This window comes from Aliirhizobium sp. YIM B11859, assembly GCF_057163345.1.
Map to the genome: position 1 here is coordinate 102,522 of NZ_JBXHAY010000008.1, position 17,642 is coordinate 120,163.

The 17,642-nt window shown below is 60.1% G+C and carries 16 protein-coding genes; all 16 read left to right on the forward strand.

Going from position 1 to position 17,642, the window contains the following annotated elements:
- The first annotated feature begins 27 nt into the window (after positions 1-27).
- The 16 genes from AC2GXZ_RS25690 (at position 28) to AC2GXZ_RS25765 (ending at position 17,430) form a co-directional block, all read left to right on the forward strand.
- Positions 28-789: a DeoR/GlpR family DNA-binding transcription regulator gene (locus tag AC2GXZ_RS25690; RefSeq protein ID WP_483762078.1), complete on the forward strand. Its 762-nt coding sequence runs from the start codon at positions 28-30 to the stop codon at positions 787-789.
- Positions 782-2,074 carry an allantoate amidohydrolase gene (locus tag AC2GXZ_RS25695; RefSeq protein WP_483762079.1) on the forward strand — a complete coding sequence of 431 codons (1,293 nt, stop codon included), beginning with the start codon at positions 782-784 and terminating at the stop codon, positions 2,072-2,074. The genes AC2GXZ_RS25690 and AC2GXZ_RS25695 overlap by 8 nt, the downstream gene beginning before the upstream one ends.
- 26 nt (positions 2,075-2,100) lie before the next feature.
- Positions 2,101-3,036, forward strand: coding sequence for a phosphotransferase (locus AC2GXZ_RS25700; protein WP_483762080.1), 936 nt, complete (start codon positions 2,101-2,103; stop codon positions 3,034-3,036).
- Positions 3,037-3,069: 33 nt separating this feature from the next.
- A complete protein-coding gene (locus AC2GXZ_RS25705) occupies positions 3,070-4,005 on the forward strand; it encodes a phosphotransferase (protein WP_483762081.1) in 936 nt (311 codons plus the stop codon).
- The gene (hisN, locus tag AC2GXZ_RS25710; protein WP_483762082.1) at positions 4,005-4,793 is read left to right on the forward strand and encodes a histidinol-phosphatase; all 789 of its coding nucleotides are present in this window, start codon (positions 4,005-4,007) and stop codon (positions 4,791-4,793) included. Before AC2GXZ_RS25705 ends, hisN begins: the two co-directional genes overlap by 1 nt.
- 639 nt (positions 4,794-5,432) lie before the next feature.
- Entirely contained in the window at positions 5,433-6,482 is a 1,050-nt protein-coding gene (locus AC2GXZ_RS25715) for an ABC transporter substrate-binding protein (RefSeq protein ID WP_483762083.1), read from the forward strand.
- 83 nt (positions 6,483-6,565) lie between these two features.
- Positions 6,566-7,399 carry an ABC transporter ATP-binding protein gene (locus AC2GXZ_RS25720; RefSeq protein WP_483762084.1) on the forward strand — a complete coding sequence of 278 codons (834 nt, stop codon included), beginning with the start codon at positions 6,566-6,568 and terminating at the stop codon, positions 7,397-7,399.
- Positions 7,396-8,295 (forward strand): ABC transporter permease, encoded by a 900-nt coding sequence (locus tag AC2GXZ_RS25725; protein ID WP_483762085.1) that lies wholly within the window; start codon positions 7,396-7,398, stop codon positions 8,293-8,295. Before AC2GXZ_RS25720 ends, AC2GXZ_RS25725 begins: the two co-directional genes overlap by 4 nt.
- A gap of 16 nt (positions 8,296-8,311) precedes the next feature.
- Positions 8,312-9,313 carry a C-terminal binding protein gene (locus AC2GXZ_RS25730; protein ID WP_483762086.1) on the forward strand — a complete coding sequence of 334 codons (1,002 nt, stop codon included), beginning with the start codon at positions 8,312-8,314 and terminating at the stop codon, positions 9,311-9,313.
- 325 nt (positions 9,314-9,638) lie between these two features.
- Positions 9,639-10,151, forward strand: coding sequence for an RNA polymerase sigma factor (locus AC2GXZ_RS25735; RefSeq protein WP_483762087.1), 513 nt, complete (start codon positions 9,639-9,641; stop codon positions 10,149-10,151).
- Positions 10,152-10,235: 84 nt separating this feature from the next.
- A complete protein-coding gene (locus AC2GXZ_RS25740; protein ID WP_483762088.1) occupies positions 10,236-11,171 on the forward strand; it encodes a FecR family protein in 936 nt (311 codons plus the stop codon).
- Positions 11,172-11,270: 99 nt separating this feature from the next.
- On the forward strand, positions 11,271-13,643 hold the full coding sequence (locus AC2GXZ_RS25745) for a TonB-dependent siderophore receptor (protein WP_483762089.1): 2,373 nt from the start codon (positions 11,271-11,273) through the stop codon (positions 13,641-13,643).
- Positions 13,644-13,650: 7 nt separating this feature from the next.
- Complete coding sequence (locus AC2GXZ_RS25750; RefSeq protein WP_483762090.1) at positions 13,651-14,451, forward strand: ABC transporter ATP-binding protein; 801 nt, start codon at positions 13,651-13,653, stop codon at positions 14,449-14,451.
- Entirely contained in the window at positions 14,448-15,440 is a 993-nt protein-coding gene (locus AC2GXZ_RS25755) for a FecCD family ABC transporter permease (protein ID WP_483762091.1), read from the forward strand. Before AC2GXZ_RS25750 ends, AC2GXZ_RS25755 begins: the two co-directional genes overlap by 4 nt.
- Positions 15,437-16,471 (forward strand): FecCD family ABC transporter permease, encoded by a 1,035-nt coding sequence (locus AC2GXZ_RS25760; protein ID WP_483762092.1) that lies wholly within the window; start codon positions 15,437-15,439, stop codon positions 16,469-16,471. The genes AC2GXZ_RS25755 and AC2GXZ_RS25760 overlap by 4 nt, the downstream gene beginning before the upstream one ends.
- An 11-nt stretch (positions 16,472-16,482) precedes the next feature.
- Positions 16,483-17,430, forward strand: a complete 948-nt coding sequence (locus tag AC2GXZ_RS25765) for an ABC transporter substrate-binding protein (protein ID WP_483762093.1) — start codon at positions 16,483-16,485, stop codon at positions 17,428-17,430.
- Positions 17,431-17,642 lie beyond the last annotated feature (212 nt).

Here is a 17,642-nt window from a genome sequence, read left to right on the forward strand (position 1 = left end):
ACGATCGCTATAATTCAAGGTGCATTTATGAGTTTCACCGAACATCGCCTCAAGCTCATCCTCGACATGCTGAAGCAGAACCAGCGCGTCAATGTGAAGGAGCTTGCCGATCATCTGCAGGTCAGCCAGGAATCGATCCGGCGCGACCTCAAGGAGCTTGAGACACGCGGTTATGCCCGCCGCATCTATGGCGGCGCCGTGCTCGATCAGCAGGAGAGCGACCAGCCATTCAGCGACCGTCTGCGCGTCAGCGCCCGCGAAAAGGCGAGGATCGGCGAGGCAGCCGCGGCGCTTGTCGAGGACGGGATGAAGGTCTTCATCGATACCGGCACCACGACGATCGCTTGCCTGAAACATCTCGAAACCCGCAAGGACATCACCGTCGTCAGCAACTCGCTGGCCGTGGCGGCGCATTTCTTCCACCTGCCGCAGGCAAGTGTGCGCGTCCTGGGTGGCCGCATGCGCTCCGACTACCAGGCGACCTACGGCCATGAGACGGTGGCGGCGCTGAAGGAGCATTTCTTCGATCTGGCGATCATCGCCATCAGCGCCATTCATTCGGAACGTGGTTTCATGGATTTCGGCGAGGACGAGGCGGTCCTGCGCCGTGTCGCCAAGGCCCAGGCCAAGCGTTCGATCATCGTCGCCGACAGTTCCAAGTTCGGCCGCCTCGGCTCCATCCATACTTTCGGCCTGAGCGAGATCGACGCGGTGGTGACGAGCGGCGTGATCGCCCGAGAATTTTCCGACCAATTCAACCAATCCAATGTGGAAATCATACATGCCTGACGTCCCCTCTTCTTTTTCTGCCCCGATCAACGCTGAACGGCTTCAATCGCTGATGGAGGCGGTCTCCACGTTTGGCGGCGGGCCGGATGGTTCGATGACCCGCCTCACGCTGTCGAGGGAAGACGGCATGGCGCGTGACTGGCTGGGTCGCTGGTTTGCCGATAACGGCTTCGAGCAGGCCGTCGATGCGATCGGCAACCAGTTCGGCAAGATGACTTTGGCCGGTGCCAATGCGCCGGTCGTCATGGTCGGCTCCCATATCGACAGCCAGCCGAATGGCGGTCGTTTCGACGGTGCGCTCGGCGTCATCGCGGCCTGCGAGGCGGTTCTGTCCGTCACCGAAAGACTGAAAGCCGAAGATCGGCTGTCCGCCTGCAATTTCCAGATCGTCAACTGGACGAACGAGGAAGGCGCCCGTTTCCAGCCGAGCCTTCTGGGCAGCAGCGTGTTTACCGGCGCGGCTGACCTCGAATGGGCGCTGGACCGCACCGACGGCGACGGCATTTCCGTGCGCCAGTCGCTGGAAGAAATCGGTTATGCCGGCAAGGACAAGGTCGAAATCCCCGACGCGCTGATCGAGCTGCATATCGAGGGCGATACGACGTTGAGCCGCGCCGGTGAACGCTTCGGCATATTCACCCGCTTCTGGGGCGCCACGAAATACCGCCTCGCTTTCCTGGGACGGCAGGCCCATACGGGGGCGACACCGATGGCAGACCGCAAGGATGCGCTGCTTGCCGCCGCCTATCTGATGGCCGATCTGAAGCAGATCTCGACTGAACAAGGTCTCGACCTGCACACATCGGTCGGCCGTCTGGAAGTCTATCCCAATTCACCGAACGTAGTGCCGGCCGAAGCCGTGCTCTTCATCGAACTGCGCTCGGGCTCGCCGGAAATCCTCGCCGAGGCGGAGCGCAAGATGAAGATCAAGATCGACGAGGCGGCGCTGAAAGCGGGTGTGACCTCTGAGGTCCGCTCCATCGATCGCCGCAAGGCAGGGCCTTTCGCGCCGGGTCTGATCGCGCTGGCGGAAAATGCAGCGGCGCATCTCGGCCAGACCGCCCGCCGTCTCGATACGATCGGCGGCCATGATGCGGTCGCCGTCTCCGACGTCTGCCCGGCCGTGGTTCTGGCAGTGCAGAGTCGCGACGGCGTGATCCATCATCCGACCGAATATACCTCGCCGGAGGACCAAGCGCTCGGCACGCAGATCCTTGCGGACATGCTTTACAAGATCGCCTGCGAAGGGCTGCAGGCAGCGGAAGTGAGCGAGGCTGCCGAATGAAGATAGCGGGATCTCCCGAAACCCCGATGGAAACCCGCGCGGAGACGGCGCTTGTCGCCTTTTCCTCCGTACTCGGTGATGCGCCGTCCTATGCACCGGCGACGGCAGCGGTCGCATCGCCATCCTATCATGCCGTCGAATCCTGCAGCTTCGCAGTCGCGCCGGCCGGCGGCGAGGCAGATTACTTCCTGCGTCTTGGTGCCGATGAAGTCGCCGATCTCGTGGATGGCGAAGCCGCATTTGCGGCAGCAACCCGTTTCCACCAGCTCGGGTTTTCACCGCAGCCTGTTGGCTACGATGCCGCGACCCGCGCTATGCTGTTTGCCCGACTTGGCGACGGTTGGCGGGCGGCAAAGATCGACGACCTGATGCAGCCGGCAGCCGTTGCCCGTCTGATCGAGATGCAGAAGACGATCGCTGCCTCCGCCAAGTTCGGCCGGACATGGTCCGTCTTCGACGGCATCGCCCAATTGTGGTCGATCATCGTTGCCGGCGACACCAGCCTGCCCGGCGATGCCGAATGGATGCTGTCCTGGATGGCGCCGATCCGCGAGGCGATTTCGGCGGCCGGCATCGATCTGAAACCCGCCCACGGCGATCCGCATTCGTCCAACGTGATGCTTCGGGCCGATGGCACACTTCAGCTTGTCGATTTCGACATGGCGGCCGATATCGACCCCTATTGCCAGCTCGGCGTGCAGATGAACGAACTCTACCAGTTCGAAAGCCAGATGCGGCCGCTGCTCGAAATGCATGATGGCGCATTCAGCGAAAAGGCCTTCAACCGCTGCCGCGCCTATGCCGCGGCAGACGATCTCTACTGGGCACTGCGCAGCCTTGTGCTGGAGCTTCGTTCGCCGCCGAAGGGCGTGGAATTCCTGAAATATGCCGGCTGGCGGTTCCTGCGATGCCGCATGCTTCTTGGCCATCCAGACTTCGAGGCACGGTTGCGGGCCCTCTGAGCACGACCATAAAAAGAAAACGGGAACATGGCGATGAACGAACTGGGAATGGCACGATCGGATGCCGAACGGGCGATCGAGGCGGCGATCGTCCAGGTGAAACCCTGGAGCGGACGGCGGCTGCGTTACCGCCCGGTGTCCGGCGGCATCAGCAACACGAATTTCCGCATTGATGTCGAAGGGCATGATCTTGGATATTTCCTCAAGATCCCCGGTCGCGGCACCGAGATGTTCATCGACCGCAAGGCTGCCGCCGCCGCCAGCAAGCAGGCGGAAGCGATCGGCATCGGGCCTAAGACATTCGACTATCTCGATCATCTCGATATCGAGATCGCCGAATTCATCGATGGGCGCCGGCCCTCGACCCATAGGGATTTCGCCGATCCGGCGATCCGCAACGAGGCGGTGCGTGTCTACCGACAGTTTCATGAGGCCCCTGCCCTACCGCTGACGAAAACCGTGTTCGACATGATCGAGGAACATTTCGGCCAGGTCCGCGACCTTGGCGGTTACTGGCCGCTCGATCACGCATTTCTCTATCGGTCCTATCTGCAGGCGCGCGAAGCGCTGGAAGCCTCCGGGCTCGATCTCGTTCCCTGCTTCAACGATCCGATGCCGGGCAATTTTCTGATCGGCGACGACAAGTCGATCAAGCTGATCGATTTCGAATATGCGTCGAACAATGAGAGGCTCTACGATCTGGCGATTTGGAGCGGCGAGATGTTTTATTCGGAAGACACGGACTGCGCGATCATCGAGGAATATTTCGGCCGCTACGACAAGGCGCATCACGCCCGCTTCATCGTTCACAAGGCACTGGCCGACATCAAGTGGAGCACCTGGGCGATGGTGCAAAACCGCATTTCGACGCTGGATTTCGACTTTTACAAATACGGGATCTGGAAGCACATGCGCGCTCGCTCGATCATCCACGATGCCCGTTGGCCCCTGTTCCTGAAAACCCTGTAATGTCCCTCTCCGATATCCAGCCGCATGAGATCCGGGCCTATCTCGCCTTTGCAGCCGAGCTTGCAGATGTGGCAAGGCCGCTGGCGCTTTCCTATTTCAGGACGCCGCTCGAGGTGATTTCGAAACTCGACGAAAGCCCGGTGACGATCGCCGACCGGACGATCGAGAAGCGCCTTCGCGAGGTGATCGAATACCGTTTTCCCGACCACGGTATCCATGGCGAAGAATTCGGCGTCAAGGACGGCAATGTCTTCACCTGGGTGCTGGACCCGATCGACGGCACCAAAAGCTTCATCACCGGCTTTCCGCTGTTCGGCACGCTGATTTCGCTTGCCTACCAGGAAAAGCCGTTCTGCGGGCTGATCGATATTCCGGCAACCGGCGAACGATGGATTGGCAGGCCGGGAGCGACATTCTTTGCCGACAAGGCTGCCCGCACCAGCACCTGCGAAACCTTGTCCGAGGCACGTTTCTACACGACCTCGCCCGACATGTTTTCCGGCGACGACGCCGATCTTTTCGACCTCCTGTCACGCAAGGCGAAGCTCAGGCGCTTCGGCGGTGATTGTTATATCTACGGGCTGATCGCGTCCGGCCATTGCGACATCGCGCTCGAAACCGGTCTTCAACCCTATGACTACATGGCCCTCGTGCCGGTCATCACCGGTGCCGGGGGCTGCATCACCGATTGGCAGGGAAACCCATTGTCGATCCATTCGGATGGACGGGTTCTGGCCTCGGCCAGCCCGAAACTCCATGACGAAGCGCTTTCACTGCTCAACCGGTAAACTGCAAGATGTCCTACACGACGACAATCGAGCAGACAGTATTTTATTTTGACGACCTAGGCCGAGGATCCATTAAATAACGTGCCTTGGCTTGGTGGCGTTGTTTCACCTGGATCAAAAGGAAGCCACGTGATGGATGGTTTGCCCTCGTTGTCAAATGCGCAAATGTGTTGGATAGGACCGTACCTCCCTTTTTCGCAGGGCTTTTAACGCATGGTGATCAGCTGATCTTGGCGTGTGACGAAAGACAGGTCATCTGCTAGCTGCGCTATGAGCGACCAGCCGCCAATAATCACTGTGCCTGTCCGCTCCGCGACAGCCAAGATCACTTAAGCGGAGCAGTCCCTCCCGTCACGCCAACCGATCTAAAGGCGAGGTTGCCGGCCTTGGGACGGAAGATCAGCACGAGGGCAGCAGGGACCACACGCTGACCTTCACCTCGCACTTTTCGAGATTTGGCTCATTTGCAGGATTTTCATCTCAACAATGGGCTCAAAACGAAACGCTACAATGTTGATAGATTTGATCGTCATTAATAGCCTTCACGATGTTCGCGGCGCTCAGCGAGATGGCGTCCTCGAACGTTCTTTCGAATACGAACTTTTCCGAACACCTGATCATATTTCCGCAGGAGCGCTCATGTCGCTGCATTTATTTCCCGGCATCCGCCACACGACCCGTATCCATGTTCTTCGTTTGGCGGTGATCACCTCCGCCTGTCTCACGGCAGCCCTGTTGCCCGGTCAGGCTGCCGCGGAGGGAAAGATCCGTATCGCCCAGCAATTTGGCATTTCCTATCTGACACTTGATGTCGTTCGCGAACAGAAACTCGTTGAAAAGCATGGCAGGCAAGCAGGCCTCGATATTCAGGTCGATTGGGCAACGGTGTCCGGCGCGACGGCGATGAACGAAGCGCTGCTTTCCGACAATCTCGACGTCGCAGCAGCCGGCGTGCCCCCTGCACTTACCATGTGGGACCGCACCAATGGGCGGCAGAACGTCAAGATGGTTGCCACACTTGGCTCTCAGCCCAACTATCTACTGACGACCAATCCGGACATACATTCACTCAAGGATTTCGGCCCGAACGACCGCATTGCGGTACCAGCTGCCGGTGTCGGTTTCCAATCGCGCACGTTGCAGATCGAAGCCGCAAAGATATTCGGCCCGGACAACTTCCAGAAGCTCGACGACATTTCCATCAGTCTGCCGCATCCCGATGCGACCGCTGCGCTGATTTCCGGCGGCACGGAGGTCAACTCGCATTTCTCCTCGGCGCCGTTTTATTATCAGGCACTGGCTGGAAACAAAGCCGTCCACAAGGTCATCAGCTCTTATGATATCCTCGGCGGTCCCGCGACGTTCAACGTGCTTTACGCGACGACCACCTTTCACGATGCCAATCCCAAAACCTATGCTGCGTTTTACGCAGCATTGAGGGAAGCCGCGGACTGGATCAACGCCCACAAATCCGAAGCGGCCGAGACCTTCATCCGCGAGCAGAAATCGAAACTCTCGCCGGATCTCGTGCTGCAGATCATCAACGATCCGGAAAACGACTTCACCATCGTTCCGAAAAATACCTTCGTCTATGCCCGTGAGCTCCACAAGATCGGTGTACTGAAGAACGAGGCAGGTTCCTGGAAGGATTACTTTTTCCCGGAATCTCATGCTGACGACGGCAGCTGATCCAGAACGGATCCGACCGGCACGGTCAGAACATTATCGAGCGCAGCCCCCAGTGAGGCACCGCATCGCATTCGGAAAAGATTATGCACGGCATCAGAAACGCATCTCTGCCTGAAAACGGAAAGCACGATCTGCCGCCTCCTCTCCTGTCGGTGGATCGCGTGACGTTGGAATACGAAACGCCTGGACGTGTGGTTCGCGCCACACAGGATGTCAGCTTCGATGTGTGGGATGCTGATCGTTTTATTCTACTCGGCGCCTCGGGTTGCGGGAAATCTACGCTGCTGAAAGCAATCGGAGGCTTTATCCAGCCGCGCAAAGGACAGATCCGCCTCGATGGTCGCCCCGTCAGTGGACCAGGGGCTGACCGTATGGTCGTGTTCCAGGAGTTTGATCAGTTACCGCCGTGGAAAACCGTGCGAGAGAATGTCGCGTTTCCCGTCCGCGTCTCGGGGCAACTGGGGCGTCGGGAGGCCAGGGAGCGTGCCGATCATTATCTCGAAAAGGTAGGGCTGAGCCGCTTCGCCGACAGCTATCCGAACGCCTTGTCGGGAGGGATGAAACAGCGCGTCGCGATCGCCCGGGCGCTGGCGATGGAACCGCGCATTCTCCTGATGGACGAGCCATTTGCGGCCCTTGATGCCCTTACGCGGCGTAAGATGCAGGAGGAGCTGCTGGCGCTTTGGGACGATGTACGATTCACGCTTCTCTTCGTCACCCATTCGATTGAAGAAGCCCTGGTCGTCGGCAACCGCATCGCGCTTCTGTCCCCACATCCGGGCCGGATGCGAGCAGAGCTCAATAGCGATCAATGGGATCTGCAGAGCGGCGGAAGCCGCGGTTTCCAGGCTGCAGTCAACCGCATCCACGGCCTTCTCTTCGATGATCCTGCGACAGCCGGCGGAGCGCAGATATGAGTCGGGCACCAACGCTTGCCAACGAGACCACACGGCGCTCACCGCCGGTCCGTCCCGAATACGAGCGTGTGCCCGAGCCGGTGGAGGATGGCACGATCCAGCGCCGCGTCTCACTGCCACGACGCATCTGGCAGATTGCATGGCTGCGCAAGGCCCTGATCCTGATCGTGCTCTTCCTCCTATGGGAAATGGCTGCAAGGCTGCAGGGAAATGACCTTATGCTGCCCTCCGCCACGGCCACGCTACGTGCTTTCTTCGAGGATGTCTCGAACGGCGTCATACCGGGTCGGGCTGCGAACTCGCTGAATGTCCTGATAAAGGGGTATGCCGCGGGTGTCTTTCTAGCCTTTGTGCTGACATCGCTTGCCGTGTCGAGCCAGTCGGGCCGGGACCTTCTGTCGACGCTTACCTCTATGTTGAATCCGCTGCCGCCGATCGCACTTCTCCCGCTTGGGCTTTTGTGGTTCGGGCTTGGCCAGGGAAGTCTGATCTTCGTACTGATCCACTCCGTCCTCTGGCCGCTGGCGCTGAACATGCATACGGGCTTTACCAGCGTGCCCGACACGCTTCGGATGACCGGGCGTAATTACGGCCTGCAGGGCCTGCGCTACGTTGCCCTTATTCTCGTGCCGGCTGCGCTGCCATCAATCATCGCAGGGCTGAAGATCGGCTGGGCTTTTGCATGGCGCACGCTGATCGCAGCCGAGCTCGTCTTCGGCGCCTCGTCAGGCCGTGGCGGTCTCGGCTGGTATATTTTCCAGAACCGCAACGAACTTTACACCGATCGCGTCTTTGCCGGTCTGATCACCGTCATCCTGCTCGGCCTTCTGGTCGAGAACGTGCTGTTTCGCCAGCTGGAGCAGCGGACTGTGGTGAAATGGGGCATGACGCGCTAGACGCAGGAGACAGACTTTGACACGGAAGCGCTACGTGGTCGGGATAACCGACCACATGATCGGCTCGCCCGATCTAGAAGCCGAGGTGCTCGGGCAGGATGTCGAGCTCGATTTTTTCGCCAGCACCGACGAGACCCGTTTCGATCCGGCCCGTCTGGCAAGGCTCGATGCGCTGATGGTCTGGGGCGCGTGCCTGACCGAGCGCAGTATCATCCACCTGAAACGTTGCCGGGGCGTGGTGCGTTACGGCGTCGGTTACGAAAAGATTGATCTCCCGGCGCTTGCCGATGCGAATATCCCCTTCGCCAACAATCCGGATTACGGTACCGAGGAAGTGGCTGATCACGCGCTCGCCATGATCCTGTCGCTTCACCGACGCCTGTGGGAACACGATGCCCGTGCCCGCGGATACGAGAGCGGATGGCAGGTTCACAGCCTCAAGCCGCTACCACGCTCCAACAGGGCGACCGTCGGCGTGGTGGGCGTCGGGAGGATCGGCACGGCGGTGGTCAATCGGCTGAAACCCTTCGGCTTCACCATTCTCGGTTATGATCCGTTGCAACCGCCCGGCCATGAAAAAGCCGTTGGCTATCAGCGCGTGGAGAAGCTGGACGAAATTCTCTCCTTGTCTGACATCCTGACGCTTCACTGCCCGGCCAATGCCGAGACCCGGGGATTGCTGGGTGCTGACAGGCTTTGCCGGATGAAGCCCGGCGCCGTTCTCGTCAACACGGCACGCGGCGAACTATTGCCCGATCTCGACGCCCTGGAAGCGGCTTTGAGAAGCGGTCGGCTGGCTGGCGCGGCGATCGACACGCTGGCGGAAGAGCCGCCTCGTCAGCATCCATTGCTGACAGCGTGGCGAAACCGGGACGATTGGCTTGCCGGCCGTCTGGTCATCACCCCCCATAACGCCTTCTATTCCGACCATGCGGCGATTGAAATGCGCACCAATGCGGCACGCACCATCAAGATACTCCTGGACGAGGGCCGATTGCGAAACCGCGTCACTTCTTGATTGCTGCAACCATCGACAATGCCGCGACCACTGGCGCCGGGTAATCCAGCATGGACGGATGCTGAAGCCAGCGTGCCAGCAATGGCAAAGGCGAAATCGATCGCTGGAACGACCATCATGCGCAGTCGGCCAGCAGCGGTTGCTCGATCTTTTCAGACACGATGAGGTGCTGGACGGTAATCTTTACACCCCATCCGGAATGTAGGCGGCCTTTCATCGCGCGCGTGACAATCACAACAGCGCACCACAAAACATGAGTATTGTTGTAATATTTTTTTAGAGTCGGAATTGTAAGGTTTCTGTTCCGCTGCTAGTGCTATCAGACATGGAAACGGCCTATCCACCCGACCTGCTTGCAGTTTTTTTGAGCTTGCGAAAGCGTTTGCATCTTTCGATCGTGAGGCTCGTAAGGTCACAAGCGACGGCTGAAGATCTTGTCCAGGATACGTTTCTGCGGCTATGGGAACGACGGTCGAATCTGCCCCCCAATTCCATGTTGCATGGTTACGTAGTGCGTACCGGCCGCAATCTGGCTATCGATTTCAAGCGACGCGAGCGGATTGCCCCCTTCATCGACGGGGTCGAAAATCTCGACTTCCTCGCCGATACGGCACCGACGCCGGAACACTGCGCGATCGCCGCACAAAGCCTAAACAGCCTGGCCCGAGCAATAGACGCCTTGCCGCCGAGGGCACGCGAGGTCTTCGTTATGGCGAGGATCGAGGGAATGACCTATGCCGCTATTGGCGAGAGGCTGGGTATCTCGCCGAAAACCGTCTTCAGTCACATGGTCGTGGCGCTGGAGCGGCTGGAGAGCTTTCAGCAGACCGAGCTTTGAAATTCACTTGCTGCAACCCCGGTTTTCGCCGCAGCCATTCGTCTATGGCAGGACACAGCAACTTCAAAAATCCCGAGACACGCCATGGAAGAGCTTCCCGACAGTCAGCCAGAGACCGGCTTTTCAGACCGGGCCCACCAGGCGGCCACCTGGTTCGCGCGTCTTCTCGATGAGGATACCCCGCCTGCAGATTACGAACGGTTCCGCGCCTGGCTCATCGCCGACGAGCGTAATGCGCAGGCCTATGCCCGGATGGAACGGCTGTGGACGCAGGCAGCTATGGAACCGGACCTTGCCGAAGGCGCCGCCTCTCGACGTGGTTTCCTGAAGGTAACGAGCGGCATCATCCTTTTGGCTGGCACGAGTGCCACGGGCTGGACGGTCGCCAATCGGCCGGACTTCTCCACCGGGACCGGTGAAATCCGCAGTGTCACGCTGGCCGACGGGTCGCGCGTAGAACTCGGCGCTGCCTCGGCCATCTCGGTCCATTTCAGCCAGTCCTCCCGCCGCATCGTGCTGCGTGGCGGCGAAGCCTATTTCTCTGTCACTGCCGACGGCGCCCGCCCCTTCGTTGTGGAGGCTGCCGGCCTGACTGCAACCGCACTCGGCACGGCTTATTCTGTCTCCATCGCGCCAGAGCGAACCAGTGTTGCCGTCACCGAGCATAACGTCCGGGTCGAAGCGAACGGCAGGACCGTCGATCTTGCGCAGGGCGACGCGGTCGACTGGCAGGGCGGCGTGCTCGGCACTATTGCCAAGGGCGACGCGGAAAACCGGGTAAGATGGCGCGACCGACAGCTGGTGTTTCTGGCAAGGCCGCTCGGCGAAGTCGTTGCCGAGGTAAACCGCTGGCGCAACGGGCGGCTTATCATCGTCGACCGGACGCTTGCGGCGCGCAAAGTGACAGCCATTCTTGACGTCAACGATATTGCTGGCATCGACACCACACTGACCCAAGGTCTGCCGATCTCGCTGCAGAACTACACGCCACTGCTGACGCTGGTCTCCGCCAGAAAATAATTTACCGCAACACTCAGGTTTTTCGATCCGCGGATCGTCAAACACAAAGCCGGCTTTGGGAGGAGCCGGAAGAACAGGTATTTGCGGGGGCAAACGAGAATGACGCGTAAGATCGAATTTCACGGCAACATGCTGGCAAAGGGCACCGCGCTGTTTATGCTGGGCTGGCTTGCAACAGCAGCGGCGGGCAAGGCGCAGGATGCGAATGCCTCCCATTCATTCAGCATTCCAAGCCAATCCGTCGCTTCCGCCCTCGTCCGCTATTCCGCCGTGACCGGCGCCAATATCGTTTATGATGGCAGCCTGCCCGCGAATGCCCGCAGCAGCGCCATCCAGGGTCAGTTAACTGACCGGCAGGCCCTGCAGCAGCTCCTGTTCGGAACGGAGCTAGGTTACATGTTCGGCGCAAATGACACGATTACGATCGTCGCTCCTGGCGCGTCCGCTGGGAGAAATGATGCGACAGACCTTCAGCCGATAGTCCTCGACAGCGGCGATGCGCCGGGAAGCTATGACGCGACGGAAAGTTCGGTTGGCACCAAGACTGACACGCCGCTGCGCGATGTGCCGCAGTCGATCCAGGTAGTGAAGCGTAGCGTTCTCGAAGACCAGCAAGCGACGAGCATGACCGAAGCGCTGGAAAACGTCTCGAACGTTCGCGAAAGCGCAACATCCGCTAACCGCGCCTCGTCCTACATGTCCCGCGGCTTCACCTCCAACAGCTATGCCGTCGATGGCGTGATGCTTGATGGGGCGGCAAACAATCCGGAATACAGCACCGAACCTGATATGGCCGGCATCGAAAGGGTCGAGGTCCTGAAAGGACCGGCATCCGTGCTCTATGGCCGTGGCCAGCCGGGCGGGCTGATCAATGTCGTCACCCGCCAGCCTACCGAAGAGCTGACGGCGGAAGCCAAGACGCAGATCGGCAGCTATGGCTTCCGTCGTGCCGAAGCAACGGCCAGCGGCCCTCTCAACGAAGATGGCACATTAACCGGGCGGATTACCGGCGCAGCCCAGTATGATCAGGGTTTCGTCGACGAAAGGCGGGCCAGCACACGTCAATATGTCGGTGGTGTGCTGCAATGGTCGCCGGACACCGATACCAAGGTCAGCGTCAGCGTCAATCATACCCACCAGGACCAGCCCTACGACCGCGGCCTTATCGTCAGTAGCGATAACAAGATCCACCTTCCCTATGACCGGTTCCTCGGCGAAGACTGGTCAATGGTCAACAGCCATAAGACCCAGGTTGCGTTGACGGCAGAACATCAGGCGCTCGACTGGCTGAAATTCCGCAGCTCCGTACGCTACACACGGTCACTGGCACATGACCTTGGCATCGATCTCCAGAGCCTTGAGGCCGACGGGCGCACACTCAATCGCCGTTACAACGACCGCACCCAAGACCTCAGCAATCTCGATTTGCAGTTCGAGACTGTCATGACCTTCGATACCGGCGAGATCGGCCACACCGTGCTGGCGGGCGTCGAGCACGTCCGCTCCAGCCTCGACTTCTGGCGGGAACGCGGCAAGATTGCCTCGATCGACATCTACGATCCCGTCTATGGCGCGCCGATGACAGAGACAAGCGGCCTATTGGACTATACCCAGGACATGACCGCCACCTCGGTTTACCTACAGGATCAGGTCGATCTGACCGACCGATGGAAGCTGCTCGCCGGCCTGCGATACGACTACTTCGACCAGGAAACCGAAACGCGCAGCGGCGATCCCACGCCGTCGATGGATGATGGTGCGCTGACTTGGCGGGCGGGCGTTGTTTACCAACCGGTGGATGCTCTATCCTTCTATACCAGCTATGCCACGAGTTTCATGCCGCAAAGCGGGCTTGGCGAAGGCAACACTCCGCTTGATCCGGAAAAAGGCTGGCAGATCGAGGCCGGCGTAAAGGCAGAAATCATTCCCGATCGGCTCTCTGCCACGATTTCTGTGTTCCAGATCACCAAAAACAATGTCGCCGTTTCCGTGCCGGGCGAAGATTATTCCCGCCTCACTGGCCAGCAGCGCTCGCGCGGTTTCGAATTGGACGTGACTGGCGAAATCACTCCCGGCTGGCAGGTGATCGCTTCGCTCGGCTATCTCGATGCCGAGGTAACGAAGGACAGCGACGCATCGATCGTCGGCAACCGCCTGATCGGCACGCCGCATTGGAGCGGAAGCCTATGGACGACCTACGAATTCCAGGACGGCAAGCTGGAAGGATTGAAGCTCGGCACGGGCATCACTGCCGTCGGCAAGCGCACTGGCGACCTCGACAACAGCTTCTTTGTTGATGGCTATTACCGCGTTGATGCCTCGCTTGCCTACAAGATCAACGAACATCTGGATTTCTCGCTGATGGGCCGCAACCTCACCAACCAGCGCTATATCGAGACGACCGCAAGCCGGACGGACAATTATGCCGGAAAACCGATCAACGTCATGGCCTCCCTCAAGGCGAGCTTCTGACGTCGTGGTGGAAAGCGGTTCGAAACCGGACGACCCTGCCCTGCGGCTCATCCGGCTAAGTTTCGGTTATGGGCCGCAGCCGGTGCTGGACGACGTCTCTTTCAACGTACGCTTCGGCGAATTCCTTGCCGTCGTGGGGCCGAATGGCTGCGGCAAGAGCACAATCCTCAAGCTGATGGCTGGCTTTGCCCGGCCATCATCAGGACAGGTTCTGCTGGGCGGCAGATCAGTTGCCTCGATCCGCCGCCGCCATCTGGCGCGACAGCTGGCAATGCTGTCGCAATCCAACGAGGCACCCGAAGACATGGTCGTGCGCGATCTCGTCGGCCTCGGTCGTTTCGCCCACGAGGGCTGGCTGCGGCGAGATACGCCGGAAGACCGCAGGCATGTCGATGCGGCAATGCGCCGGATGGAGATCGAGATGCTTGCCGACCGTCGCATTGGCGAGTTGTCGGGAGGCCAATTGCAGCGCTGCCGCATGGCGATGACGCTCGCACAGGATGCTGACATCCTGCTGCTCGACGAACCGACCAACCATCTCGACCTGAAACATCAATATGCGCTTCTCGACGTGGCGAGATCACAGGCCCTATCGGGCCGTGCAGTGGTGGCGGTGCTGCATGATCTGACCCAGGCGAGCCTTTATGCAGACCGGATCGTGCTGATGGCGGAGGGCCGGGTCATCGCTGACGGCAGCCCCGTGGACGTGCTGACGGTCGAGACGGTGGAGGCGGTCTACGGCATCCGCACGGTCGCCATGCCGTTCGGCCGCGCTATCGTGCATCTGCCGGAAGGAGCGCTGCGATGAGGCCGGGCGTGCGGCTTGCACTGCTGCTATCCGTTGTTCTGCTACTGGCCGGCCTGCATCTCGTCTCCGGCGCGCGGCGCTCCCCGCCGTCGCTCGTCATCCAGGCTTTTTTTGACTACGATCGGAGAAACTACCAGCACGTGGTGATTGTTCAGCAGCGGCTGACGCGCCTGGCCGTCGCATTCTATGCCGGCGCGGTGCTGTCGGTATCCGGCCTGTTGTTGCAGAAAGTGTTACGCAACGGCCTCGTCTCCCCCTCGACACTCGGCATCAACAGCGGCGCGGTCAGCTTCGTCGTGCTCGGCATCTATGTCTTCGGCCTGACCGGCGCGCAGCTATTCTGGCCCGCGCTGTTCGGTGGCTCTGCCGCCATCGGCACGGCTTTTCTGGCGGCCGGGCTCATCAGACAGGGCGGCCGCGATCACCTGTCTCTGGTGCTCGGCGGGGCGATGACGGCGACGCTGTTTTCTGCCGCCACAACCTTTATCATCTCGCTCGACCCCGAACGCTTCGACGACCAGATGAGTTGGCTGGTCGGCGATATCGGCAATTTCGACTATCAACCGCTGGCCGCCCTCTGGCCGATAGGCGCAGTCGGCATTGCGTTAAGCCTTCTCCTGTCGCGGTCGCTCGATCTCCTGTCGCTCGGCGGCGAACAGGCTGCAAGCCTCGGCGCCGATCCGCGCATCGTGCAATGGGCGAGCCTTGGCGTCGCCATTCCGCTGGCGATCTCGGCGGTCTGCATAGTCGGGCCCATCGGCTTTGTCGGCCTTGTCGCCCCGCACATGACGCGGATGCTGATCGGCGACAGCGGCCGTATCGCCATGACGTTCTGCGCCGTGCTGGGGGCCGCGATCGTCATCGCCACCGATATCGTCGCCCGCACCATATTGGCCCCAAAGCTGCTCAATGTCGGCACGGTGATGGCGCTGTGCGGCGGGATCGCCTTCCTGATGCTCATTCTCTCGACATTGCGGCGGCGGGCATGAAGCAAAACCTGGTGCTTAGCATCGGACAGTATGTCCATCTACCGATCCGGTTGCGCGCTGCCGGTATCCTGCTCGGCCTCCTCCTTCTGCTGCTGGCCATTGCACTGCTTGCGCTCAATCTCGGATCAACCGCCTTGTCGTTAGGGGAAATGCTCCGCTGGCTCGCCCCCTTCGTCGATGCCGATAGTGAAACCTCTGCCATATTGCTGCTGCGCTGGCCGCGCATCGCGATTGCCATCCTCGGCGGCGCGATGATCGCCGCATCCGGACATCTCCTGCAGATTGTGTCCCGCAACGGGCTTGCCGATCCCGGTCTGCTTGGTATTTCGCAGGGGACCATGGCCTCGATCGTGCTCGGAACAGCTCTTTTCGGCCTGCCGCCGCAATGGCTGGCGGTCGCCGGCCTGACCGGTGGGCTGGCGACGGCGATCCTCGTGCTCTCACTCGCCTATCGGCTCGCTTCCTCTACCGGGCTGATCCTTGTCGGGCTGGCAGTCAGCATCGTGCTTGGCGCGTTGGTCGAGATCGTCATGGTCGAAGGCGGTATCCTGCAATTCTCCCGCTGGCTTGCCTGGGCGCACGGGTCCCTGACTGTAGCGTCCGCCGACAGCGCCACGATGATCGGGCTATGGGCATTACCGCTTATTCCGTTGACCTTGGCGACAGCGCGCAAGGCAAGCCCGCTGTTGCTCGGCCAAGAGCAGGCCGCGGCAATCGGCGCCTCATCGCAAAAACTCGCGCTGCTGCTGACGCTTCTCGCCGCCGCCCTCGTCGCGCCGGTCGTGACGATCATCGGGCCGATCGCGTTTCTCGGCCTGATCGCTGCGCATGTGGCGCGGAAACTGGTGGGCGAGCGGCCGGAAGACGCACTGCCAGTCAGCATGACCTGTGGAGCGATCCTTCTTCTCGCTGCCGATACCGTCGGGCGCACGCTGTTTCTGCCCCTCGTTGTCCCGGCTGGCATTCTCGTCTCGCTGACCGGCGTTATTACCTTTCTCATCGTCGCCCGCCTGGCGACATCACGCCGATAGGAGGTTTTCCGATGCGCATCATCGTTCTCATCTGCACACTGGCGTGGGCCATGTTGTTTGCGCTTGCCGCCCCGGCACTTGCCCGTAGCGTCATTGATCATGAGCGCCGGGTAGTCGAGGTTCCTGATCATCCGCAGCGCATCCTGTCACTGCATGACTGGACACTGACAGTGATGGCGACGGAGCTTGAGGCACCGCTGATCGCCAGCATCGGTCGCGCTGATCCCGGCGGCCAGCCGTTCATGCGCGGCGCGCGCGAACTGTTCGGCCTGACCTTCGACCAGATAGCGCTCGCCTCCCTGCATGGCAAACCGGACCTGGAGCGCATCCGTGCATTGAAACCCGACCTCATCGTTGCCAATACCGGCGATTTTGCCGCCCTGACGGATCAGCTTTCCTCGATTGCACCGGTGCTGATGTTCAATCCGGAAAACGGCCGGCCGCCGTTTGAACTCTATCGCGAATTTGCAGGCTGGATCGGCAAGGAGCAACGCTTTGATGCGCTGAAAGCCGACTATGACCGGCACTTGGCGTCCGCACGCGCAAGGCTTGGCTCTGCGTCCGGAAAAACCTATGCGGCCATTCTGGTCGATGGCCGCGACGGGTCGTTGACCGTCATGAAAGAATATGGCGTGCTGACGAAAGTGCTCGACGATCTCGATTTACGGCGCATTCCTCTAAGCGATAGCGTGGCGCCCGGACAAAGCCGAATGCGGATAGGCGCCGAACTGCTGGGCGAGATCGATGCAGATATGATCGTCACCACCTATCTGCCCGAAAACGGCGGATCGCCGCAGTCGATCTTCACCGACCTCGATCGGATCGCTCCGGGCTATCGGGACTTCTTGCACGCTTATAGAGAGAAGCATATTCTGAGCTTCTCGAGGTACGAAGTTTATCCGACGAGTTTCCGTGGCGCATCCTTGTTGCTGGATGCTCTCACCCGCAGCAACTTTTAGCTGCTTTTAAAGATTTCAGTGAACGCGATTTTGCCCTTGATGGAATAAGAAACTCCGACTGACATCGTCCGTCCCAAAGTGACGTTGCCATTCCTTTTTGAATTGGCCGACATGCTTTCTGAGATCTACCGTTCCGTGGGAGTGCGCTACATACATCCCTTAAGCTGCTGATTATATTAAAATTCTTTGCGCCACTATGAAAATTCCGAGCG

Excerpts from the sequence above, each read along its gene's own strand:
- AC2GXZ_RS25755 (WP_483762091.1), top strand. The coding sequence starts at position 14,448 with ATGAGGCCGGGCGTGCGGCTTGCACTGCTGCTATCCGTTGTTCTGCTA.
- AC2GXZ_RS25735 (WP_483762087.1), top strand. The coding sequence starts at position 9,639 with ATGGAAACGGCCTATCCACCCGACCTGCTTGCAGTTTTTTTGAGCTTG.
- AC2GXZ_RS25740 (WP_483762088.1), top strand. The coding sequence starts at position 10,236 with ATGGAAGAGCTTCCCGACAGTCAGCCAGAGACCGGCTTTTCAGACCGG.
- AC2GXZ_RS25690 (WP_483762078.1), top strand. The coding sequence starts at position 28 with ATGAGTTTCACCGAACATCGCCTCAAGCTCATCCTCGACATGCTGAAG.
- AC2GXZ_RS25700 (WP_483762080.1), top strand. The coding sequence starts at position 2,101 with ATGGAAACCCGCGCGGAGACGGCGCTTGTCGCCTTTTCCTCCGTACTC.
- AC2GXZ_RS25715 (WP_483762083.1), top strand. The coding sequence starts at position 5,433 with ATGTCGCTGCATTTATTTCCCGGCATCCGCCACACGACCCGTATCCAT.
- AC2GXZ_RS25725 (WP_483762085.1), top strand. The coding sequence starts at position 7,396 with ATGAGTCGGGCACCAACGCTTGCCAACGAGACCACACGGCGCTCACCG.
- AC2GXZ_RS25745 (WP_483762089.1), top strand. The coding sequence starts at position 11,271 with ATGACGCGTAAGATCGAATTTCACGGCAACATGCTGGCAAAGGGCACC.
- AC2GXZ_RS25760 (WP_483762092.1), top strand. The coding sequence starts at position 15,437 with ATGAAGCAAAACCTGGTGCTTAGCATCGGACAGTATGTCCATCTACCG.
- AC2GXZ_RS25705 (WP_483762081.1), top strand. The coding sequence starts at position 3,070 with ATGAACGAACTGGGAATGGCACGATCGGATGCCGAACGGGCGATCGAG.
- AC2GXZ_RS25695 (WP_483762079.1), top strand. The coding sequence starts at position 782 with ATGCCTGACGTCCCCTCTTCTTTTTCTGCCCCGATCAACGCTGAACGG.
- AC2GXZ_RS25720 (WP_483762084.1), top strand. The coding sequence starts at position 6,566 with ATGCACGGCATCAGAAACGCATCTCTGCCTGAAAACGGAAAGCACGAT.
- AC2GXZ_RS25765 (WP_483762093.1), top strand. The coding sequence starts at position 16,483 with ATGCGCATCATCGTTCTCATCTGCACACTGGCGTGGGCCATGTTGTTT.
- hisN (WP_483762082.1), top strand. The coding sequence starts at position 4,005 with ATGTCCCTCTCCGATATCCAGCCGCATGAGATCCGGGCCTATCTCGCC.